Source organism: Bacillus sp. BS3(2021), assembly GCF_021043345.1.
GTDB classification, from domain to species: domain Bacteria; phylum Bacillota; class Bacilli; order Bacillales; family Bacillaceae; genus Bacillus; species Bacillus paralicheniformis.
In genome coordinates, this window is record NZ_JAJNDM010000002.1 from 240,969 (window position 1) to 265,551 (window position 24,583).

The following is a 24,583-nucleotide window of genomic DNA, read 5'->3' on the forward strand; positions in this document are numbered from 1 at the left end:
TTTGTTAGAAAATCTCCATTAATTTATCTAATTCTTCAAGCGTGAGTTCGTCATCTCCAAGATCGCTCGGGGTCAGTTCGCCCCCATCCCGCTCTAAGCAATGATCGATCAATTGCAGCAAATAAGTTTTAAAGCTTGCGGCGACAGCGGCGACGGTGCTTTCTTTATATTCGAGTGAATGATAAGCGATTGACATTGTCAAAATGCCGTCTTCGATATAGCCGACGATGTCCAGCGCATTCGGTTTTTCCGTTTCCGGGCTGAGCGGGTCGCCGGACGGCAAGATGGATCTCGTGAACAGACCCGAATCCGCCATCTCTGTAAACTGGCCCAAATAGTTGAAGCTGATATCATGCTTGATCGGCTTCGCCTTTTTGCCTTCTTCGGTCAAATAACGATAAATGCCATAGCCGATTCCTTTATTCGGAATGTGGCGCAATTCTTCTTTGATCTGTTTGATTTGATAGCCGATATCCCCTGAATGGCGCATTTGAATCAGCGCCGGGAACTGGCTTGTAAACCAGCCGACCGTCCGGGAAATATTCAAGCCGTCTATGATGTCCTCCCTGCCGTGTCCCTCTAAGCAGATGATAAAGTCTTCCTGCCCCGTCCACTCTTTCAGCGCCAAGCCCAACGCCGTAAGCAAAATGTCGTTCATTTCCGTGTTATATGCTTCATGAACTTTTGTCATCAACTGTTCCGTTTCTTCTTTTGAGAGGGAAAACTCAGCCGTTTTCGTATGGCGCATCCGCTCGTCCTCTGCTTCATCGTCTTTCGGGAGCGCTGCCGTCTCCGCCTGTTCGATTTCCTGCCAATAGCCGATTTCTTTTGCGAAAGCTTTTGACCCTGCATATTCTTCCAGGCGAGCCGCATATTCAGCAAAAGAGTGCGTCTTGTCTTGAAGAATAATCGGCTCCCCTTTTTCAGCCTGGGCGTACCCGGCGGCGAAATCCTCAAGGAGGATTCTCCATGAGATTCCGTCCACAACGAGATGATGAATAACAATGAGAAGATGATCGCCTTGATCCGTTTTAAAGATCGCCGCTTTCAAAAGCGGGCCATCGGTTAAATCGATACTGCTTTGAATCCGGTTTGATGCCTTCAACACGGCAGCTTCAAGTTCAGCGCCCGATACATTGAAGCGGATGACTTCAGGGCGAACCGCTGTTTCTTCCAGCCCTCTGTTGTACTGAACAATCCCGTCTCCATTTCGTTGATAAACCATGCGAAGTGCGTCATGATGTTCGATCAGCTTGCTTAAAGCCTTGCCTGCCGTTTCCGGGTCGAATCCCGTTAAAGCGTGAAGCATGACCGACTGATTCCAGTGATGCTCGTTCGTAAATCGGCGCTCGAAGAACCAGCGCTGAATCGGCGTCAATGTGACTTCCCCTTCGACAGGGTTCTGATCGATCGGCTGATCGTCAGCCGCTTGAACATAAGCACTCAGCTCTCCGATCGTCGGGTGCTGAAACAAGTCCTTCATCTCCAGCTTCCATCCGTGCTGCTGAAGCCGGCTTGCCATTTGAATTCCTTTGATCGAGTCCCCGCCGAGCGCGAAGAAATTGTCTGTGATCCCGATTCGGTCTATACCGAGAACCTCCTGCCAAATGTCCGCCAACAGCTGTTCCGTTTCTGTAAGCGGCGCTTTGTATTCGGCTGTCTGCGCTTCGACGTCAGGCTGAGGCAGCGCCCTTCGGTCGACTTTTCCGTTCGCCGTAACCGGAAGCTCTTTAAGCTGCACCCAGAATGACGGTACCATGTATTCCGGGAGCGTCTGCGCCAGCTTCCGGGCGAGGCTTTCTGTATCAAGCTGTTCATTCGCAACGACATAGCCGCACAGCGCTTTGTTGCCGCAGGCGTCTTCGATGTCGGTGACGACGGCTTCCTGCACTTCGGAGAGCCGCGCGAGCTGGACTTCGATTTCAGAAAGTTCGATCCGGAAGCCGCGGATTTTCACCTGCTGGTCGATTCGGCCGATGTACTCAAGCCGTCCGTCTTCCAGCCATTTGACCGCGTCCCCCGTCCGGTACATGCGCTCGCCCGGCACAAACGGGTCTTCCGTAAAACGCTTCGCCGTTTCCTCTGGCTTGTTCAGATAGCCGCGCGCAAGCCCGCGGCCGGCGATGCACAGCTCACCCGCGACACCAACGGGCTGGACTTCGTTGTTTTGTCCTAGCACATACGCCCGCGTATTGGCGATCGGCTTTCCGATTGAAAGCATTCCTTCATCAGGATCAATCGCCGTGCTCGTCGCGACGACCGTGTTTTCCGTCGGTCCATAGTTGTTGACGAGCTTGTAGGAGCGTTTTGCGATCCGTTTCAGCTTGTCTCCGCCCGTAAGCAGCACGCGCAGCGACTGGTTATCCAGCTCCATGAACTGTTCGCACAACTGTGTCGGCAGGAACGTGATCGTTATTTTATTCTCTTCAAAGTATTGATTTAAGCGCGTAATATCCATCCGGATCGCTTCATCAATGATGTGAAGCTCCGCTCCGGCGATCCAGTACGGGAACATCTCCCAAACGGAAGCGTCAAAGCCGAAGCCGGCATATTTCGCGCTTTTGTCCTGTTCGGTGACCTTAAAGGCGTCATTATGCCAATAACACAAATTCACGAGAGACTGGTGTTCGACCATGACGCCTTTCGGCTGGCCGGTCGTGCCCGATGTGTAGATCAAGTAGGCCAGGTTGTCAGACTGTGTACCTGCCTGTGGGTTCACCTCATCGTCTTTTGTGATTTCTTCGCTCAGCATCGAATCGAGAAGAAGTGTTTCACCGCTGAATTCTTCAGGTGCGGCTAAGTTTGTTTGCGTCAGAAGCAGCTCTGCGCCACTGTCTTTCAGCACGTATCTGATCCGTTCAGCCGGATAGCTAGGATCGATCGGCACATAGGCCGCTCCCGCTTTCAAAATCGCGAGCACGCCAGCGGCCATTTCAAGCGAAGGCTTGACCATGATCCCGATCCGCTGTTCAGGACGGGCTCCTTTTTCGATCAGCAGCCGGGCCAGACGGTTCGCCCGTGCGTTCAGCTCTTTATACGTCCACTTCACGCCGTTGTACACCGCTGCCCCACGGTCAGGCGTGCGGAGAACTTGCGCTTCGAACAGCTCATGGATCGTTTTGTCCTGCGGCACAGCCAGTCTCGTCTCATTCCAATTTTGGACGATTCGCCGTTTTTCTGCTTCATCCAGAAACGAAAGCTCTGAAAGGCGGGCATCCGGATTTTCGGCAACCGCTTCGAGCAGATTGACCCAGTACCCGCGCCAGCGCTCGATCGATTCATGCTTAAAGAGAGCTGTATTGTATTCCATTTCAAAAACGAGAAGTCCGTCCTCTTCCGCCGCTGTCAGCGTCAGGTCAAACTTCGCGGTCTGATGGGCAAAATCATACGGCTTGAGTGTGATCCCTTCCATTGACAAGTCCTTCAAATCGGCATTTCGCATTGAAAAGACGGCATCAAACAATGGGTTTCGGCTCATGTCGCGCTGGATGTTCAGCTTCTCGATGAGTTCTTCAAACGGGTAATCTTGATGCTCAAACGCGCCGAGCGTCGTTTCTTTCACTTCCTCAAGGAATGCAGAAAACGGCTTGTCTCCTTCAGGACGCGTTCTTATTGCAAGCGTATTGACAAACATGCCGATGATCCGGCTCAAATCAGTATGCGGCCGCCCGGCAGCCGGAGAGCCGACAATGACCTCGCTCTGTCCGCTCAGTTTGGATAAAAGCGCGCTGTATGAGGCAGCGAGCACCATGTATAAAGTGCTGTCCGTTTCCTTGGCCAGTTTTCTCAGCTGCTGGACAAGCTCCGGTTTCAGCGCAAAGCTGAGACGGCTTCCTTCAAACGTTTGAATAGAAGGACGCGGATAGTCTGCCGGAAGCGTCAAAACAGGCAGCTCGCCGGCCAGCTCCTTGAGCCAGTATTCCTCCTGCACTTTGTGCCGTTCTGTCAGCAGATGCTGCTGCCATACAGAAAAGTCTTTATACTGAATCCTCAGCGGTTCAAGCGCCTCTCCCGCATAAAGCTTTGTCATTTCATCGATCAGGACGCTGACAGAAGCGCCGTCTGAAATGATATGATGCATATCCACAAGCAAAAGATGTTTTTCTCCCGTGAAACGTATGATGCTCATTCTAAATAACGGGGCTTTTGTTAAATCAAACGGCCTGATGAATTCTTTAATCAGCTTTTCCGCTTCTTGTTCATCTGCATCGATGACATCAATGGTCAATTCCGCAGCTTCCCAAATCCGCTGAACAGGTTCGCCGCCCTTGATTTCAAATGTCGTGCGGAATGCTTCATGGCGCTTGATCAGCATTTGCGCGGCAGACTCGAGGCGCTTCAAATCAAGCTTCCCTTCAAGCTGGAGAACGGCCGGCATGTGATAGCTTTTCTCAGCGCCTTCGATCTGCTGTAGGACGTACAGCCGTTTTTGCGCCGAAGATACGGGGTACGTTTCCTGATCCGGCGCCGCTTCAATATAAACGGCTGATTTTTTCTCAGTTTTTTCCGCAGCCTGCGCCAGGGTTTCGATTGTCGGCGCCTGGAACAAATCTTTCAGCTGCAGATCAACATTCATCTCTTGCTGGATACGGGCAATGAGCGTCATTCCGATTAAAGAGTGTCCGCCAAGTTCAAAGAAATTGTCATGCACACCGATTTTCGGTACATTGAGCACCTCCTGCCAAAGATCGGCAAGCTGTGCTTCTGTTCGGCTCCTTGGCGCCGTATATTCCTTTTGCGCGGCCTGCGTGACATCCGGCTCAGGCAGCGCCCTTCTGTCGACCTTTCCATTGCCTGTGAGCGGAAGCTCCTGCAGCTGCATAAACACGGACGGGATCATGTAGCCCGGCAGACCTTCTGCCGCATATCGGCGAAGCTCTTCACTAGAAAGCTCCTGATCGGCCGTAAAGTAAGCACAGATCATTTGATCTCTCTTCCCGGTGTCAACAGCAAGAACAGCGGCTTCCTGAACCATTTCATGTGTGAGGAGATGGTGCTCGATTTCGCCCAGCTCGATCCTCTGTCCGCGAATTTTGACCTGATGATCAATCCGTCCGATAAATTCGAGACATCCGTCGGCAAGCCATCTCGCCATATCGCCCGTCCGGTAAATCTTCTCACCGGTTTTGAACGGATGTTCCGTAAACTTTTCAGCCGTCAGTTCCGGGCGGTTAAAATAGCCGCGGACAAGGCCGTCTCCGCCGACGCACAATTCTCCCGCAACCCCTGCCGGCTGTACATTGCCGAATGAATCAAGAATCAGAACCTCCGTATTGCTGACAGGCTTTCCGATCGGTATAGCCTGGGCATCGTCCGGCACTTCGTTGACTGGATAATAGGTTGTAAAGACAGTGCTCTCAGACGGGCCGTACATATGAAGCAGCCGTCCTTTGCCAACTGTGTTCAGAGCTCTTCTGACATGATCGACAGATGCACGTTCGCCGCCGAACAGAACCCTGCGGAGTCCCTTCAAACTGTCCGGCCGCATGTCTGTCAGCAGATTGAATAATGCGGTCGTGATCATTAAGACGGTAACCTTTTCTTTTTCAAGTACATGTGCGAGCCGGCTCATATCAAGAATTGTGTCTTTTGGAGCTATCACCAGCTTGGCGCCGTTCAGCAATGAACCGAACACATCAAACATAAAGGCATCAAACACGTAATTTGAAATTGAAAGAACGATATCGGATGTCATCACATCCAAGTAATTTGTGTTTTTTACCGTACGCAATATATTCCGGTGAGAAACCATATTGCCCTTAGGCGTCCCAGTCGTTCCGGATGTATACGTTAGATTGGCCATTGCTTCCGGTGAAATCGGAAGGCGCAAATCAGACGCATCTCCCAGATAAAGGTGTTCATCCTCAAGAAATAGAATGTCGCCGCCAAATTCAGCCGCCTCAGCGAGCGGCTTCATCGCCTTTTGCGTTAAAAGAACCGCCGCTCCGCTGTCCTCGAAGAAATGTTGCACACGTTTTTCAGGATGATCCGGATCGATCGGCACATAAGCAGCGCCGGCTTTCAGCACAGCGAGAATGCCGATGACCATTTCAGCCGACCTGGCGGTGAGAATGGCTGCCGTCGTGCCGGGCTGCACACCTCTTTCGCGGAGGCGCCTCGCCAATTGGTTCGCTTTCCGATTGAGCTCACCGTATGACCATACTTTGTCTTCAAATTGCAGGGCGGGATGTCCGCCTCTTTCCGCCGCCTGTTCCTCAAATAGCTGAACGATCGTTTTCTCCCGCGGATAATCGCTTGCCGCGGGGTTGAACGCGACGAGCTGACGATTCGTTTCCTCTTCTGTCAAAAGGCTGTACTCGCCGATTCTGCGCAGCGGATCAGCCGTCATGCCCTCCAGAAGGTGCAAATATGCTTTCAGCATCCTTTCTGCCGTATCTTTTTTAAACAGCTTCGTACTGTAATCCAAATCGAGAATCAATTCTCCCTGCTCTTCTTTCGCCTGCAGCGTCAGGTCGAACTTTGCAATATTGAAGTTCGTTTCATAAATCGAGAGGTGCAAATCGCCGAGCATCGGAATGTCTTCCCATGCATTTTGCAAAATAAACATCGTGTCAAAGACGGGATGACGGCTTAAATCGCGCGATGCACCAACCTTTTCCGCAAGCCGCTCAAACGGATAATCCTGATGCTCAAAAGCGTCGATTACCGTTTTCTTTACATCATGCAGGAAGTCTCTGAACGTTCTGCCCGACTCCACTTTTGAACGGATCGCCAGCGTATTGACAAACATGCCGATGATTCCTTCCAGATCGGAATGTCTGCGGCCGGCCGCCGGCGTTCCGACGATCACATCTTCCTGCCCGGAGTACTTTGCTAGCAGCATGTTGTATGCGGCCAGCATGACCATATACAATGTCGCGCCGTTTTGCTCTGCCAGCACGGCTAATTTTTCTTTCATGTCTTTTGGCAGGACTGCGGATACCCTGTCTCCTTCAAAGCTTTGAACAGACGGCCTCGGCTCATCCGTTATCAGCTGCAGTACGGGAAGCTCGCCGGCGAACACGCTTTGCCAATAAGCCTCTTCTTTTTGAAAACCTTCTTGTGCCTGCGTCCTTTGCCAGAAAGCATAATCTTTGTAATGCAAATTCGGCTCCGGCAGTTCTTCCCCTCTATACAGTGCGGCCAGCTCATTCAATATGATCGAAATCGACACGCCGTCAGACACAAGATGATGCATATCGAACAACAGCACATGTCTGCCGTCTGCGAGACGGACGAGACCGGCTCTCATCAGCGGAGCTTTGGCGAGATCAAAGCGGCGGACAAAAGATTTTGCCATTTGTTCGATCGGCTTCCCATCTGCTTCAACCTTCTCAATCTTGAACTGAACCCTTTGATGAATATTCTGTCTCGGCTCGCCATCGACAACTGTAAACGAAGTCCGCAGCGCCTCATGCCTGTCAATCAGTTTTTGAAAAGCAGCTTCAATGCGCTGAACATCGAGGGTGCCCTCAAGCATCGCCGCGGCCGGCATATTGTAGCCGACTCCGGCATCCTCCAGCTGGCTGACGATATAAATTCGCTGCTGCGCCAATGAGAGAGGATAATCGTCACTTTCCGGCGCCGGTTCAATTACCGTGTATCCGTCTTTCTCCGCTTCAGAAACAAAGCCGCTTAACGCCGCCACTGTCGGTTTTTCGAACAGGACTTGCAACGGAACCTCGACACCGAAAGCTTTATGAATTTTTGCCAGCATGGCCATCGCTTTGAGAGAATGGCCGCCCAGTTCAAAAAACTGGTCGTGGATTCCGACTTGTTCAGTTCCGAGCACTTCCTGCCATATACCCACCATTTTTTCTTCATATTCATTTCTCGGTGCCGCATACTCTGCAGTCCCGCTGACAGAGACTTCATGGCGAAGCAGCGCTTTCCGGTCGACTTTGCCGCTTCCCGTCAGCGGTATTTCATCAAGCTCGACAAAGTGGGAAGGTATCATATAGTCAGGCAGATGCTTGGATAAATGCTCCCTCAGCCCCTGAAGGTCAATTTCCCCGCTTTGTTTTGGCACGACATAAGCGCAAACCTCAAGGCTGCCGCCGGTTTCGGGCCGCGCGAGGACAACTGCTTTTCCGACAGCAGGGGCTCCTTGCAGCACCGACTCTATCTCGCCAAGCTCGATCCGGTAGCCGCGGATTTTCACTTGATCGTCTTTTCGGCCGATGAAATCAACCGTACCGTCGGGAAGCCAACGTACTGCATCCCCTGTTCGATACATGAAACCTCCGGGGACAAACGGGTCTTCCAAGAACTTGTCTGCGGTCATGTCAGGTAAGTTCAAATAGCCTCGGCCGACTCCGTCTCCTGCAATATACAATTCCCCTTCGACACCATCAGGAAGGAGTGCACCGTTTTCATCCAAAATATAAAAACGGTTGTTTCCAATCGGTCTGCCGATCGGGACATAGGCCGTATCGCCTTGAAGATCTGCGTGGTTTGTCATCGTAAAAGAAGAAGCATCCACACAAGTTTCAGTCGGGCCGTAAACATTCGTAACAGCAGGCACGGATTCAGCTGTTTCTGCAAATAATTGAAGCAGCCTTTCCGTTGCGACCCTTGATAATGCCTCTCCTCCAACAAGCATATGCCTCAGTTTGACACCTGAAAGATCATCGGCAGCAGACAAAAGCTGCAAATGAGCCGGCGTACCGTCTGTCACATCGATTTGATGGCGGCGGTAATAATCCGATAAAGCGCGTCCGTCGGAAACCGTCTTTTTCGGTACGATGTACAACGTTTGGCCAAGCAATAGAGACGTAAAAATCTGCTGAACGGAAGCGTCAAAATGAAACGGAGCCAGAAGTGCCAGCTTCAAATCATCCTGATCATATGCACCAACGGCCTGCTGAAGCCCTCTTACAAGGTGGTGGACCTGCCTGTGTTCAATCATGACGCCTTTTGGACGGCCCGTTGTCCCGGAAGTATAAATGATATATGCAAGGTGCCCGGCGCCTGCCTCTGAAGACGGGTGACCGTTTTCCAGCGATTCAGAAAGCGCTTCGCTGAACCGCACAGTTTCGGCCGTTTCAAAAGTCAGCCCGCTGTCTGTGATAACCACTTTGACCTTTGAATCCTCCAGCATAAAGCGAATTCTTTCTTCCGGAAATCCGGGATCGATCGGTACATAAGCTCCGCCGGCTTTCAAAACGCCCAGCATCGCCGTAATAACCCGCTCTGACCGCTCCATCACTATCGCAGCCGGAGCGTCAGGCCCGATGCCTCTTCTTCGAAGCGCCCTTGCCAGACGATTCGATTGTTCATTCAGCTCACGGTACGAAAGTTTTTGTCCTTCATATACAACGGCGGTTTTTTCGGGATGATCGGCTGCTTTTTGTTCGAATAAACCATGCAGGGTCATGTTCTTGTCATATGCGATGGTTTGGCTTGATGCACGCTTTAACAGCCGCTCTTTTTCAAATGCGGGAACAATCTCCAGTTCAGCGATTGTTTTTTGCGGAAACAACAAGGCATCTTCAAGCAGCGTCATCAGCCGTTCATATAAAACGGCCATTTCTTCACAGGTGAAAAGCTCCTCCCTGTAATCAAAATCAATCGCAAGCGTCCCGGTATCCCATCTCTCTTTCACGTGAATGGAAATATCGTTTACTTCACTGCCGCTGAAAATCGGCTCAGTAAGAAATGACAACGTTTCTTTCCTCTGCCATTGCATAACTTGATATTCCAGTGAGACGGCGAACAATTTGCTGACATGCGGCTGTCTTTCCCGCAAATCATTAATCAGCAGATTGTACGGATACTTTTGATGCCGAATGATCTTCAGCTGATCTTTCATTCTTTCCTGCACAAATGCACTAAAGTCCTGGTGTACATCAATGGAGGCTTTCATTGGAATCGTCGATACGAACATCCCGAGCATCTGTTTTTCTTTTGCATTTGTCCGGTTACCCATAAATGTTCCGAGAACGACGTCTTTTTGTCCGGTTATCCGGTGCATATAAATGTGCAAAATGGATAAGAACAGGGAGAGTACACTTATGTTGTGTTCCTTACAATACGTTTGAATTTTTTTATACAGGGCAGGGGAAATCTCTTTTGAAAAGCGGGCTGCATCCAATTGGCTCTGATACGTGTCGCTCGCCTTTAACGATACGGGCTCCGGAATCACTTCATATTGTGCGTTCCAATATGCTTTATCCTTCTGGAACCGCTTCGAATTTTCATACTCCAATTCACTCTGAATATGTTCCGTAAATAATGACTGAACAGGTTCGAGGCCGGTTTCCCCTTTAGCAAGCTTCAAATAAATGTCTGTAATGCGGTTGCCCAAGATCGTCATCGAAATACCGTCGGAAATGATATGATGAACTTTTGCAAAAAACCAGCTTTCTTCCTCACTAATGCGAACGACGGCAAATTTAAACAGCGGACTTTCATACAAAGGCAGGGGTCGACGCGCCTCAGCTTGTCCCCATTTAAGAACGCCGTCCGCTCCTCCGATTTCTGAAGCGTCGAAATATTCAATCCGGAAAGGTTCGTCTTCCGCTATATATTGCTTCGGCTCATCCCCTCCTTCAAACAACAGTCTGAATCGCATGGTTTCATTTGTACGGACAAACTGGCGAATGGCTTCAGTCAATAACCCGGAATCGATTCCGGAGGCAGATTTTAATTTTCCAAAGCCGCTCAAATTTGAAACACTTGTGCCGGGATAGAACTTTTCAGTGTACCAAATTCTCCTTTGAGCATGTGTCAGCGGGTAACATGTGTTTCCCATTTTTTATTCCTCCTTTATCTTTTGCTATGTATGACGATGCGAACAGCCAAGCCGCAATGCAATGTTGCGGTATTGCGATGAGCGAAAAACGCTGTCACAGATTTGTCATTTCCAATAAAACATTATTTTGGAAATAAAAAAGAAAAGAGTCCACCCGAATAAAAACGGGCGAACTCCCTGTTTATTCGGCAACCTGTCAACCGTAGCACCGTCAGTACCTTAGGCCATGGCTTTGCGTCCCTGCGTTTCCGCAGGTTTGCCTTTATCTGCTTTTATTGCTATAAATTCATTTTCTGCTCACAGTTCACTTTAAATGAAAATTTTGTTTTTTTCACCGAAAAATAGGTGAAAAGTTTCATGCGGGATGCCGAATGTTATCCATGAATGTTAATGCGTGATACCGAAATTGACAAAAAAATATGCGGGAAAACGAAAAAAACCGCTTAATTCCGCAAAAAATTCTAAATCCTAGATAAAGAATATATTAAAATATTAAAAAAACAGCCTTAACTTCATGAATAAATCATGAAAATCCGTTAAGGCTTAGGCGTTTTCTTTTACAATGTTTATTCAAATAAAACGTTTCTTTTACCCAGCCGTTTAAACTGACGAGAAAAAACAAACAGCTTGCGAAAACATTGAAGCAGAACGGAAAATCACTGAACTGTCTCCTCCTAAACGGTATCTTGAAATACTTTCGGTGTTCCATACAAAAAAGCAGGCTGAGTTTCGCCTGCTACACGGTTTTTGAAAGCCCGATCGTCCGCTCGATGATGATCAGCGCGATCACTGAAACTGTGATAAAAATAACCGAAATCGCATTAACACTCGGATCAAACGTCTGGTCAATATAGCTGAACGTGCGAACCGGTACAGGCGTGACAGCAGGTGAAGAAACAAACAGACTGATTGATACTTCCCCGAATGACGTCACAGCGGCAAAAACGGCTCCCGCAATGATTCCCGGTTTAATGAGCGGCAAGGTAACATGAAAAAAGGTATACCATGGACCTGCGCCAAGATTCATGGATGCCAGTTCAAGCTTCGGATCCACGTTCGCCATGCTTACCCCGACCGTCCGTAAGACATACGGAAGGCTGATCAGCATATGCCCGGCAGCCAGCCCGGCAAATGTGCCGTTTACCCCAAGCATTGTCAATAAATAGAGAAATGACACGCCTAATGCGATTTGAGGAATCATCAACGGCGATAAAATAAAAGCCTGAATCCCCTGTTTTCCAGGAAAGTTCAGCCGCGCCAATGCATAGGCTGCAACTGTTCCGAGGATCACCGCAAGAGGCGTTACAACGAGAAGCAGCATACCGCTGACCCAAATCGATTCCATCCAGCCGCTGCTGCTGAAAACTCCGGCAAACCAGCGCAGCGAGACGCCGGATGGCGGGAACTTCGGATATTCGTCCGGGCTGAAAGCCGACAGTATAATCACAAATACAGGCAGCGCCAAAAAAAGGTATACCAATAAACCCGCCGCCCAAACGCACACATCAATCCACTTTCCCCCAGACAGACGGCGCAATCGTCTACCCATTTATTCTCGCCTCCCAACGCTTTTGGAAAAAGCCAAGGATTCCAATAACCACGCTGACAACGGCTAATAAAGTAATCGACATAGCTGCTGCAAGAGGAAGATGAAAGACTTGCATGACCTGCTGATAGATTGATAACGGCAGCAGCGGCTGCATCCTTCCGCCGACGAGAAGAGGCGTAATATAGCTTCCGGCCGAAAGCGAAAACACGATCATTGCTCCTGTCAGCAATCCTGGAACCGTCATCGGCAAGGTCACGAAAAAAAATGTCCGCAGCCTCCCCGCTCCAAGGCTCATCGAAGCAAATTTAAGATCCGGTTTCATTTCGCTTAAAGAACCGGCAAGCGGCAGCACAGCAAACGGCAGCATAACCTGGACATATGCGATGATGACGGCGTTCATATTCCATAAAAGCGGCAGGGGCTTTTCAATCAGCTTCAAGCTGATAAGCGCCTCATTGACGATCCCGTTTTGCGAAAGCAGCACAATCCAGGAAAACGTCCGAATGACAACACTGGTCAGTAAAGGAGAAACAAGCAATATATAAAACAAAGCCCGCAGCCTGCCGGTCGGCGCCTTAACGAGTAAATATGCTGCCGGATACGCCATCACAAGGCATAATACAGTGGTCTTCAACGCCGTCCAAAGCGTTATACCGATTGTTTTCAAATAAATGTCCGAAGAGAACACTTCGACATATTGAGAAAAACTGTACGTATCGAGCGTATTCATCATAGCGTCCACGTCTCTGAAACTTAATAACAGCAGCAGAACAAGCGGCAACACGAGAAAAACGCCGAGAAATAAAAGGACGGGAACAAGCAAAACCCAATAAAACCGTTTTTGTTCAAGAGCACCCATCTGCATCCTCCTTTACATCGAGCGGAACAAAATCGTCCGGATCCAAAGAAAGATACACTTGATCCCCCGCCTTCGGCAATCTTGGAAATTGAGGATCGGGCGCCTGAATGATCCATTCTCCTTTGAAAACAGCGGCTTTCAGCCTGAGAGCATGCCCGGCATAACTGACTTCCGTTATCGTTGCAGGCATTTCAATCAGCCTGTTCTTCTGCTTCTCGAAAGAGACTGAGATTCTCTCGGGCCGCACCATGAACAATACAGAGGATTTTTTTAAGAGATTCCGGCTGATTTCAAAAGTCAGCGGAACACCTTCATATATTTCAAAATCGACCGCTTCATAGCCATAAACGCCTGATGAAGGCTGTATCTCCGACGCACGCGCTTTCAGCAAATTGACCTGTCCGATAAATTCGGCGACAAATTGATTAGCAGGCGTGCGGTACACGTCCAACGGAGTGCCGAGCTGCTGAAGCCTGCCGCAGCCGAGGATTCCAATTCTGTCAGATAAGCTTAAAGCCTCCTCCTGATCGTGCGTCACTAAAATCGTTGTAATGCCGACGCGCTTTTGGATGCTGCGCAGCTCCGTCTGCATTTCTTTTCGAAGTTTCGCATCCAAGTTGCTCAGCGGCTCGTCTAGCAGTAGCACAGACGGCTGAATCGCCAATGCCCGGGCAATCGCCACCCGCTGCTGCTGGCCCCCGCTCAGCTGACGGGGCATGCGATTAGCAAACGCTTCAAGCCTGACAAGAGCGAGGCTTTCCATCACCCGTTCTTCAATCTTGCGGCGGGGCCATTTTCGAACTTTCAATCCGTATGCAACATTGTCAAATACGCTGAGATGCGGGAATAAAGCATAATCCTGAAAAACCATTCCAATATGTCGGTCGTATGGCGGCAAATCAGTTACATCTCTTCCTCCTAAATATACAAACCCTGACGTCGGTTCAAGGAACCCGGCAATGATATGAAGGAGCGTTGACTTTCCGCAGCCGCTCGGACCGAGGAGAGAGAAAAATTCCCCTTCTTTGACTTCAAGCTGTACGTCTTCCAATGCGATGGTGTTTCCGAAATGCCGGCTGACATGCTGAATCTGAATTGCGCTCATGTTTGTCACCTATTTTCCGCCAAGTACTTGATTCCAGCGATTTGTCCAATCGCCTAGATCTTTTGCCGCGACTTCATAGTCAACCCATTTTAAATTCCTGTAATAGTCCTCCCCTACTTTAATCTTTCCTTTTAATTTATCGCTGTATTTCACTTTTTTATTGGCCATGCCGTAAAATGTTCTATCGGCAAAATCTCCTTGCACTTTTGGACTGAGCAGGTGATTTAACAGCTTGTATGCGTTATCCTGATTAGGGCTTCCTTTCATCAAAGCCCAGCTTGCAACTGCTGCGACGGCACCTTCCTCGGGATATGCAAATCCCAGGTCAATACCGGCGTCCTGCAAAGAAAAAGCGCGTCCGTCCCAAAACGGGACAACCCATGCATCCCCGCGTTCCAAAAGTGTTTGTATCGAGCCCGGATTATCGGGATAGGCTGTTATGTTGTTCTTTAAATCCGCCAAACTGTTGAACGCTTTATCCACGTCTTTCCCATTTGACTCCAGGCCGCCCTGGGCATTGATTAATCCTACAAAAAACTGAAGTCCCGCCGAATAAGCCGGCGATGATATGGCCACATGACCTTTATAACTGCTGTTCCAAAGATCCGTCCAGCGTTTAGGCTCCTGCGGTACAAGGTCCTTTCGGTAGACAATTCCGAGCTGCCCCATACTGAAACCGGCCGCATACTGCTTTCCATCATCAGTGAAGCGTTTCTGAACGGAATGATACAGATCGCGGATATTCGGAACCTTTTCCTGATCGATTGGCGCCAGTAACCCCGCCGACTGTGCCCTGTGAATCGTATCCGGCTGCAGGATTAAGAGATCATACGGAGCATTTCTGCCATTTGCAGCTTTGAGCTTTGTAAACCATTCAGAGTCTGTCCCTGCAACGACTTTGACCTTCAGCCCTGTTTCTTTTTCAAAAGATTCAAGGCTAGGCTTAATATGTTTTTCCCAATCGCCTCCATAGACGCCGATAACGACTGTATCTGATTGTTTGCTTTCCTGACTACCGTTTCCGCCGCAGCCCGAAAGAAGGAGCACCGCTACAAGAGACAGAATAAATAAAGCAGAAATTTTACTTTTCATTGTCATCTCACCATTCCCGTGTTATTTTTGCCAGCCAGTTTTTCCACAGCGGCCGCAACATCGCCTTTGCTGATCGGACCGTTATGCTCTTTTGAAAAATAACGGTGGACTAGATGTTTAACATGTGATCTTTGATGAGCCGGAAGCTGTCGCAGAATCCGGGCCAATGTGCTGCTGGCTTCCTCTGTCCAGCACCGTTCGTATTCTTCTCTAGCAAGCCCGAAATCCCAATGTTTCGGAGGTTCGCCTGCTTTCTTTTTTCTGATTTCAGCTGTTTCTTCCAGATCAATAATGAATGAGCCTGCATCGTTTTCTTTTACAGCCGCGCCGTATTGATGGTATGCCGCTTCCGGGCTCAGCAAGCCCGATTCAACTTCCCTCAAAATCGATTCAGCTTCCCGGCTGTATGGATCTCCCCAGCCTCCGCCGCCAGGCGAATGAATGCTGATAACATCCCCTTTGTTGAGCTTTAGAACGTCGATCTTCGAAATCGTTTTCTCCTGAGGCTGCTCCGGATAAAGACGCACCCGTCCGAGCGCTCCTGCCGTTCCCCCGGCGAGCCCCCACGGATGAAATCGCATTCTCTCCATCCCTCTTGCGGTCACAATTGATTCTGGCGCCGTCGCTTCAAACTCCAGCCCGATTGCATGGCCGCCCCTGTGAAAACCGGCTCCGGCGGTATCTTTAATCAGCTCATAGCGGCGGACATGGATGTCAATGTGCTGTTCAAGGCTTTCAATCGGCGTATTTTTCAAAAATCCGGATGCATGGTCAATACCGTCTGCTCCGTCCATGTCATGCTGGCCGCCTCCTCCGCCTCCCATCGGTTCGACCACAGACATCTTCCGGCCGCCCTTTGATTCGTCGGGAACCGACAGTACGACAATCGCTGACTGACCGGCGCCTGCTGCAGGCACAGCTTTCGGAAGCGCCTTGGCCAAAGCGCCCAGTACGGCATTATAAAGTCTCATCGTAATCGAATGACGAATTCCGACGGCCGCTGGATATTCCGGATGAACCAGTGTACCTTTCGGAGCGATGACTTTGATCGGCCTTGTCAGTCCCCCGTTAACCGGAATATACGGGTCTTCACTTATGATAAAGTTGATCAGGCCCTGAAATAGAAATGAATGTTTGCTTCCATTAGAGACAAGGTTAAATGCGGTTTTCACCTGGGGATCACAGTCTGAAAAGTCCAATGTGATTTCCCCTCCCGAGACGTTTGCCGTAACAGCCAAGCGGATCGGAACGTCAGAAATCATATCGTCATCAAGATAATCTGAAAAACTGTATGTGCCTTCCGGAATCCCGCTGATAACCCGGCCGGCTCTCATAGCTGCTTGTTCGAGCAAATCATACATTCCTTGTTGGACCGCTTCTTTTCCAAACTTGCCGACCATCTCTGTCAATCGGTTCTCCGCCGTATTGACCGCGGCCACCATCGCATGAATATCCCCTTCATTTAAGTCGGGAACCCTGCTGTTTGCCCGCAGCACATTCAATATATCGCGATTTTCTCTTCCCGCTTTGTAAATTCTCACCGGCGGTATCCTCAGGCCTTCCTGATGGATGTCTGTCGCTGTCGGCGAAATGCTTGCCGGAACAAGGCCGCCGACATCGCTGCAATGGACAAAACACCACGCGTAACTGATGACCTCGCCCTCCATGAAAATCGGCTTCACTACATGTATATCAGGCAAGTGGGTCGCTAATCCGTCCGTTGTATAGGGATCATTTGTGAGGATAATGTCTCCCGGTTCAAATGGGCCGCTTTCTTCGATGATCCGTTTTAATGAAAGGCCTAAAAAAATCGTGACGCCGACCGTTTTCGGATAAACGAAAAACTCCCCTTCCGGCGTCGCAAGCGCAGTAGCGAAATCAGCTGACTCTTTTACAAATGTGGTAAAGGACGTCCGTTCAATAACGTGTCCCATTCCCGCGGCTATCGCGTTAAAGTAGCTTCTCATCATTTCCAGCCGGGCAGGATCTGTGCGCATGGTCAGCTCTCCTTCCGTTCAATGATCAAATTTCCGGCATGATCAGTTTTTCCGCTCCAATTTGGCAAAATCAGCGTCGTTGTATCATCTTGCTCAACAATGGCCGGCCCATTTATTCTCTGACCGCACCTTAAATCTGAACGTTGGTATACAGCGGTTTGATATGTACCGCCTTTTATGATGATCTTTCTTTGGCTGACCGGTTCAGCCTCGGGCAGCTCACTTCGGCCTCCTTTTCCGCCTGGCGGCTTCGGTGTCTTGCCTATGATGCGGACGCGTATATTCATCAACTCAATGCTTGCTTTCTCATCGCTGTGTCCATATTGCTTTTCATGTAAGAGGTGAAAGGAGTCCGCGATTTCACTCGTGCTTTTGCCTTCCAGGCATTCCGGTGAAACAAGGAGCTCAATTTCGTATGCCTGACCTTTATAACGGGCATCAAGCAAGTAAAGAAGAGAGGTTTCCGGCAGCATCTCCGCCTGCTGTTTCCGCAGCCATGTTTCCGCTTGCTCTTGCAGCCTTACAAACTCCGCTTTTAACTCGGCCGTTTTTATTTGTTCAAGCAGCACCTGTCTTGAACATACAGCATCATAAATAAAATCCGCCGTCAGTGCGCCCAAAGCGGACAAGGTTCCCGGATGCGGCGGGATCAGCACATTTTTGGCCTGAATTTCCTCAGCTAAAAAATTAGCAGTGACCGGTCCTGCGCCTCCAAAGGCCATGAGGCTGAATTCACGCGGGTCAAACCCGTTTTGCTCCATAACATTGCTTAGTTCCGTGTACATATTGGCAAGCGCAACCTGAATCATCTGATCCGCGGCCTGCTCCACATCTGTGCCTAAATATTCGGCAACCGGGAGGAGCGCTTTTTCGGATCTTTCCCGGTACAGTTTCATATTTCCTGATGCAAACCGGTTTGGATTTAAATAATGACATATAAGAAACGCATCTGTAAGTGCGGCCTTTGTTCCTTTTCCGTAACAAGCCGGCCCCGGATCAGATCCAACTGACTCCGGTCCTACTTTCAAGAGACCGCCGCTGTCAATCCATGCCACCGACCCTCCGCCAGCACCGATCGAATACATCGCTACAGACGGAATCGTAATCGGAAATCCAGAGATTTGATTTGACTGTGTAAAAGTCGGCTCCCCTTCTTCAACAATCGAAATATCCGCGCTAGTTCCTCCGACATCAAATGTGATGATATTCGCCTCTCCGGCGGTTTCCGCCGTTCTGATGGCACCGATGACCCCTGCTGCCGGTCCGGAAAAAAGCGTTTTGACAGGTGCCTCGGCAGCCGATTCAATGTCCATCAGTCCTCCGTTAGACTGGGTGATAAACGGCTGCGCTGAAATTCCTTCCAGGGCAAGCCTCTCTTTCAGCGTTCGAAAGTAGTGATGGACATTCGGTTTGATGTATAGGTTTGCGACGGCCATAACCGTCCGTTCGTATTCCCTCATTTGCGGCCAAAGCTCCGCAGACGTTGCAACCTCAAGCTCAGGTGCTATTTGTCTGATCCGTTCTGCAGCCTGGCGTTCATGAAGCGGATTCCGATAGCTGTGCAAAAAAGAAACAACGATTCCTTTTAATCCTTTTCTTAAAACTTGTCCAACCGCCTCATCGATCTCTTCCTTATGGAGCGGCAGCTTTTCAGAGCCGTCATAAAGCATTCTTTCTTGAATGGGAAACACGTTTTTCCGGGGAATAAGGGGCTCCGGCATTCTCGATCTAAAATCGTACGGTATCGGAAGCCGGAGGCGTTGAAGCGAAAGAATATCACGGAAACCTTCGGTTACGAATAAAGCAATATCAGCCCCTTTGCGTTGTAATAATGTGTTCAAACCGATTGTCATGCCGTGTACGAAGTGATGAATTTCTGAAGGGTGAACACCCTGGGTCTTCAAGAGAGCCAAACCGTTGATGATCCCTTGGGCCGGATCTTCGGGAACGGTCGGCGTTTTAACTGCGGTCATGCTCCCGTCCGCCTGGTTTAACAATGTAAGATCGGTAAAAGTTCCTCCAATATCAATTCCAAGCCGATAACCTTCTTCATTCACTCCCGATCCCCCCCTTTTAAAAATATCCTTTTTTAAAAATATTTTACTATTATACTAATCAAGCATGAGAAAGTAGTCAATTATGTTTAATTACAATATTCCGAGTCTTTTTTATTTAATATTTAATTTTAAGATACCATATCATCACATTTTCAATTGTGTTGTTCACAGTATTTCACATTTTTAGTTGTCTGCTTTTCTTCAGTCCGACGACACAACTCCGCCATAAAAGGGACTAATTAACTATTAAATCAAAAGTCTCCTATCACGACAAAAAGCCTAAAGAGCTTACAAATTTGATCACAAAGATTCATTTTCATGGATATTCAGGATTTATTGCCCAATCCCCTGTGACAAAGTGGTACACTCTGTACTATATAAGTCGCAGGAAGGGCAGATTTCCAATGAAAGTCTACGAAGCGGAAACCCTATTATCAGCTATGAAGCAAAGATCTGATGAATATAAAAACTTGAGAGAACAGCTCGTCAGCTTAAAACAATCGTTAAACAGCGTCGCAGAACTTGATGAGTTCCAAGGAAAAGGCGCTGATGCCATTAAAGCGTTTTACAGAGACCAATCAGGGATCGTAGACGGCTGGCTGGATTTAGCTGATATGCAGATTCAGTTTCTGAATGGTGTATCTGCTGCGGCCGAAAATGCCGGACTTTCAGAGGACACATTCGTTGATGTTCAATTTCTTGAACAGGAGCTTGCAAATGTCCACATTCACTCTCAAAACATGGTCTCTGCACAGCAACAAGAACTGTCGAATATTTTAGGACAGATTGATGATTTAATATCGCTACAGCCATTCTCTTCCGATGAAATCAAACAGCAGCTCGATGCTGCAAACCAAAACAGAAAAGACACGATTAAAGCTGTCGAGGATCTTGACGGGCTGCTCAAAAGAGAATACTCGGCCTCTGAGCAAATTCAGCAAATGATCCAGTCCGACTACTCCGCCTTGATCGACGCAACAGGAAAAGGGAAAAATGCATCTCCGCTAAACTACAATTCACATATCTATCAAAACAGCGAAGTCTACAAACTGAAACAGCGTATGCATCAAGAGGCTAGAAGCTACATCGCAAATAAACAAAAACAGTATGAAACAAAAAAAGCCGAAAAAGCAGAGGAACTTTAGGCTTTCAAATTGTTTAAAACCCCGTTTTCACAACGGGGTTTTTTGTTCATCTTGTCAAAACGTCTCCGTCTTAACCGATATGTATATACTGGTGAAACAAAAGGGGGAATGCAGTAAAAGAGAAAACGATTTAAATTGAAAATGGGGACAAAAATTAATCTTCTCGCGTTGACAAAATCCCAAAACGACTTTTAGTTTTGGGATTTTGTCATCCTTTCAGCGTGACCCGCATCCCTTACAGTCTAGGAAGGCCGAGCATCGGAGAAGACTTTCACAGGATATAATGACGCGGTATTCAGGCAGGACGCCTCAGAACGTCAGCCTCCCGATCCTCCTTCTATTCGTCAGACCGACTTAGCAGGCCTGACAACGACTGCGAGGGTTTGTCGACACGCTGGGCTGTCGTTAAAACGGCTGCTTCATCTTTTTCGCCGTACAGGAAGTCAAGTCGCCGATAATATCTTCTGCACGCTCATACGGCTGATCAATTTGCAACATCTTCCTCAGAACGGATGTAAACCCGGACGATAGGCAGAGTTCTTCTTCCCAGCTTTTTTCTTCCTCGCCGGACGGAGTAAACTCGGAGTACAGGAGAAACAATGCGAAATGTCCCAGCGCATAAAAGTCACTTTTGACGGAAACAGCACGCATCAGCCTTTTTTCCGGGTGCCGGTCATCAACACGTTCTCTTTCAGTCAGATGGCATGCCAGTCCGAAATCTATAATGCGGATCGTTCCTCCGCTCACAATCAAATTGGGAATTCTCAAATCGCGGTGAATAATCCCTCTCCTGTGAAGAAATGAAACGCTGTGAAGCACTTCCTTCAATATGCTGATCGTTTGCTGTTCATCAAAGACATGTCCATCATAAAAGAGCAAATCTTCAAAGGTTTTTCCTTCGATATATTCCATTACGATAAACCGCTCGCCGGCCGCTTGAAGCACCTCATATATACGGGGCGCGGCAGGCAGATCCAATTCCCGCAAAATTTCAGCCTCGCGGTTGAAAGACCTCCGGCCGGCTGATGTCCATGCTTTTGTCTTTCTCTGCTGCTTGATGACGCGGAAACCGGCTCTCCCAAGTTCTTCGGCAAGATATGTGATACCGTAGCTGCCCATCCCGAGCACACGGTTGATTCGATATCTCCCCTCCAAGACGGTTCCTTTTTTGAGCGGGCGGTCAAACAGCCATCTCATCAATGTTTTCACGCGATTTAGCTGCTGCCGAAAAATTTCTTATGCTTTCTTTTGTAATGGTGATGACCGTACCCTTTTCTTTTATAATCGCTGCTGCTGTATTTTTTGTATGATTTCCGTCCGTAGTCACTGCTGCTGTATCGTCGGTTTTTACCGTTTTGAAGTGCCTTCAATAGCTTACGAAGCAACTCAGTCAGCTCCTTTTCTGTCTTGTATTTCATATCATTCGCGCAGGAAAGCTTGATAAAGGGGGCTCGAAAGTTTTTCTTCCATATGAGAAATTTAAATTTTGAACCTCTAAAACCTTCTAAACGAACCGGCAAAATTTTAAAAAAAGGCGATATGATAGACTAAAATTCAGCTTTTCAGGAGGAAAAACCTATTAATCTCCCCTTTATTTCTCAAATCATTTTTACGATAATAAAGTTGTATTTACTTCCGGCCCGCTGCGGCTGAGTGATTCAACTTATAAGAAAGCAGGACAACACGAATGGACAAAATTAAATCTTTGCTGATCACCTTGCTCGCCGTCGCCGTCGTGATCATCGGCATTATATCCGGCGATTTTTTCACTTCAGAACACCAGCCTTCAGGCCGGCAAAACGGCTCAGACTATGATGAAGTGCTGATTTTCCCGTCGGACCGCTATCCTGAAACAGGCGCGCACATTCGAAAGGCCATCAAGAAAGGGCATTCTAAAATCTGTACGATCGACAGGGACGGAGCCGACGAACGCCGAAAGGAATCGTTAAAAGATGTTCCTTCCAAATCGGGCTATGACCGCGACGAGTGGCCGATGGCCATGTGCGAAGAAGGCGGAACAGGTGCTTCCGTCGAGTATATCAGTCCTTCTGATAACCGTGGAGCAGGATCTTGGGTGGGCAATCAGGTAAGCGATTATCCGGACGGCACGAAAATACTTTTCAAGATTAAATAACACTGGAGGTACGTTCTTTGATCAAAAAGTGGGAAGCAGAAGAAATGACGATGTCATACCATCAGTTTACCGTTTATCAAAAAGGCGGAAAGCCGCCCGTTATGGATTGGACAGACGAGGATATTAAAAGAGGCTACACAGCGGGAGAACACGCGGTCTCGTTTGAAGCTCTCGATAATACGGCATCATTAGTAGAAGTTCGTTTGAATGTCCAGGAACAGGTTCCCTCCTTTAACAGGCGCGTCACCGTTTCTTTCGACGTGCTTCATGGCGGGGTCGAAATTGCAAGCGTCCTATCCAAGAAATTGTCATGCGACATCCCGCAAGGCGTCTATCAGCTGACATGCTATACGATTATGCCTGATCAAAGCAGCACTGCGAAGATCACCTATATTCTCGATTTTAAACAGGCCTGATCAAAGAATAAAGGCGCCGGTGTCACCGGCGCCCTTCTCCTAAAGCTCTTCCCCGTTTGTCTGAATGACATTTTGGTACCAGTAAAAGCTGTCTTTTTTAATCCTCTTCAAGTCCTTTACATTCTCTTCATCACGATTAATATAAACGAAACCGTATCTCTTCTGGTAGCCGTTCAGCCAGCTCAATAAATCTGTAAAAGACCAGCTGCAGTAGCCGATTAAATCGACTCCGTCGTTTAAAGCCTGTCTGCACTGTTCAAGATGCGCACGCAAGTAGGCAATTCTGTAATCATCATGAATTGTGCCGTCATTTTCAACCTTATCGAATTCCCCAAGCCCGTTTTCCGTTATGAAAAGCGGAAGCCCATAGCGGCTGGAAATCCTGCGAAGCCCGATTCTTAGACCGATCGGGTCAATGGCCCAATCCCAATTCGATGTCTCAAGATGAGGATTCCTCTTTGTTTTGTATAAACCGGGCATACCTGTTTCCTGGTTGCTGCCCTTTTGGCCGGTCGTATTCATCTTTCCTTCCGCTACTCCGTCTAGAGGATTCATTTCATATGTGATGGTTTGATAATAATTCACACCGACGAAATCAGGTTTTCCTTTTGCTAAAAGCTCCATATCCCCCTCCTCAATTGTCGGCGCCCAGCCTTTTTCCTTCAGATATTTCAAAGGAATGCCCGGATATGTTCCCCGGCAATACACATCAAGCCACCAATAATTTGTAAATTCCTCAGCATTTTCGAAAGCGAGGATATCATCCGGACGGCTGGAGAGCGGATATGCAGGCGAATAAGCAAAACTCGGTCCGATTTTTCCATCGGGAACATACCGGCGAAAAGAATCGATTGCCTTTGCATTCGCCAGAAATGCAATATGGTTAGCCTCATAGAAGCGTTTCCTGTCCTTCACACCCGGAGGATGCATCGCTGTGATAAAGGCATGATTAAAATTGTAATTTTGCTCGTTAAGGGACACCCAATATTTGACCCTGTCCCCATACCGCTTATAGAGCGTAACGCAATACGTATTGAAATCCTCTATAATCCTTCTGGATTCAAAGCCGCCGTATTCATCCATTAAAGCCTGGGGAAGATCCCAATGATAAAGCGTCAAAACGGGTTCAATATCATGAGCAAGGAGCTCATTAATCAAGTCATCGTAAAATCTCAAGCCCGCTTCATTGACTTCTCCCCTGCCTTGGGGAAAAATCCTCGGCCAGCTGACTGAAAAACGGTATGCTTTTAACCCCATCTCGGCCATTAAAGCAACATCTTCTTTAAAACGGTGGTAATGGTCGACCGCAATGTCTCCATTGCTTCCTTTAAACGTTTTGCCGGGAATCTTTGTGAACACATCCCAAACCGAGAGGCCTTTGCCGTCTTCCTTCCAGGCCCCTTCGATCTGATAGGCTGCTGAAGCTGATCCCCATAGGAAATGGTTTGGAAATGGGCGTAATTGCTGATGAATCAT

13 protein-coding genes and 1 riboswitch are annotated in these 24,583 nt (G+C 48.5%); of the genes, 3 read left to right on the forward strand and 10 right to left on the reverse strand.

What is annotated here, in order from left to right:
• Positions 1-4: 4 nt before the first annotated feature.
• The 7 genes from licA to LQ247_RS06500 form a co-directional block, all read right to left on the reverse strand.
• Complete coding sequence (gene licA / locus LQ247_RS06470) at positions 5-10,753, reverse strand: lichenysin non-ribosomal peptide synthetase LicA (RefSeq protein ID WP_231005763.1); 10,749 nt, start codon at positions 10,751-10,753, stop codon at positions 5-7.
• A gap of 184 nt (positions 10,754-10,937) precedes the next feature.
• A riboswitch (cyclic di-GMP riboswitch) is annotated at positions 10,938-11,024 on the reverse strand.
• A 465-nt stretch (positions 11,025-11,489) separates the two neighbouring features.
• On the reverse strand, positions 11,490-12,302 hold the full coding sequence (locus LQ247_RS06475) for an ABC transporter permease (RefSeq protein ID WP_101561643.1): 813 nt from the start codon (positions 12,300-12,302) through the stop codon (positions 11,490-11,492).
• On the reverse strand, positions 12,295-13,161 hold the full coding sequence (locus LQ247_RS06480) for an ABC transporter permease (protein WP_025810784.1): 867 nt from the start codon (positions 13,159-13,161) through the stop codon (positions 12,295-12,297). Before LQ247_RS06480 ends, LQ247_RS06475 begins: the two co-directional genes overlap by 8 nt.
• The gene (locus LQ247_RS06485) at positions 13,148-14,266 is read right to left on the reverse strand and encodes an ABC transporter ATP-binding protein (RefSeq protein ID WP_195258593.1); all 1,119 of its coding nucleotides are present in this window, start codon (positions 14,264-14,266) and stop codon (positions 13,148-13,150) included. The genes LQ247_RS06480 and LQ247_RS06485 overlap by 14 nt, the downstream gene beginning before the upstream one ends.
• 9 nt (positions 14,267-14,275) lie before the next feature.
• Positions 14,276-15,364 carry an ABC transporter substrate-binding protein gene (locus LQ247_RS06490; protein WP_425332684.1) on the reverse strand — a complete coding sequence of 363 codons (1,089 nt, stop codon included), beginning with the start codon at positions 15,362-15,364 and terminating at the stop codon, positions 14,276-14,278.
• A complete protein-coding gene (locus LQ247_RS06495; RefSeq protein WP_231005765.1) occupies positions 15,361-17,355 on the reverse strand; it encodes a hydantoinase B/oxoprolinase family protein in 1,995 nt (664 codons plus the stop codon). The genes LQ247_RS06490 and LQ247_RS06495 overlap by 4 nt, the downstream gene beginning before the upstream one ends.
• 2 nt (positions 17,356-17,357) lie before the next feature.
• Positions 17,358-19,412: a hydantoinase/oxoprolinase family protein gene (locus LQ247_RS06500; protein WP_075212963.1), complete on the reverse strand. Its 2,055-nt coding sequence runs from the start codon at positions 19,410-19,412 to the stop codon at positions 17,358-17,360.
• 404 nt (positions 19,413-19,816) lie between these two features.
• Between LQ247_RS06500 and LQ247_RS06505 the strand changes: the two genes are divergently transcribed.
• Positions 19,817-20,557: a ribonuclease YeeF family protein gene (locus LQ247_RS06505; RefSeq protein WP_075212964.1), complete on the forward strand. Its 741-nt coding sequence runs from the start codon at positions 19,817-19,819 to the stop codon at positions 20,555-20,557.
• Positions 20,558-20,962: 405 nt separating this feature from the next.
• On the opposite strand, the gene LQ247_RS06510 is transcribed toward LQ247_RS06505, so the two are convergent.
• Both LQ247_RS06510 and LQ247_RS06515 read right to left on the reverse strand, forming a co-directional pair.
• On the reverse strand, positions 20,963-21,766 hold the full coding sequence (locus LQ247_RS06510) for a serine/threonine protein kinase (RefSeq protein WP_095292852.1): 804 nt from the start codon (positions 21,764-21,766) through the stop codon (positions 20,963-20,965).
• 5 nt (positions 21,767-21,771) lie between these two features.
• The gene (locus LQ247_RS06515) at positions 21,772-21,942 is read right to left on the reverse strand and encodes a hypothetical protein (protein WP_023855671.1); all 171 of its coding nucleotides are present in this window, start codon (positions 21,940-21,942) and stop codon (positions 21,772-21,774) included.
• A gap of 302 nt (positions 21,943-22,244) precedes the next feature.
• Between LQ247_RS06515 and LQ247_RS06520 the strand changes: the two genes are divergently transcribed.
• A complete protein-coding gene (locus LQ247_RS06520) occupies positions 22,245-22,691 on the forward strand; it encodes a NucA/NucB deoxyribonuclease domain-containing protein (RefSeq protein WP_020450096.1) in 447 nt (148 codons plus the stop codon).
• A gap of 17 nt (positions 22,692-22,708) precedes the next feature.
• Positions 22,709-23,107, forward strand: coding sequence for a competence protein ComJ (locus LQ247_RS06525; RefSeq protein WP_023855672.1), 399 nt, complete (start codon positions 22,709-22,711; stop codon positions 23,105-23,107).
• A 39-nt stretch (positions 23,108-23,146) separates the two neighbouring features.
• Here LQ247_RS06525 and LQ247_RS06530 read toward each other — a convergent pair whose 3' ends face one another.
• On the reverse strand, positions 23,147-24,583 hold the full coding sequence (locus tag LQ247_RS06530) for a glycoside hydrolase family 1 protein (protein WP_020450094.1): 1,437 nt from the start codon (positions 24,581-24,583) through the stop codon (positions 23,147-23,149).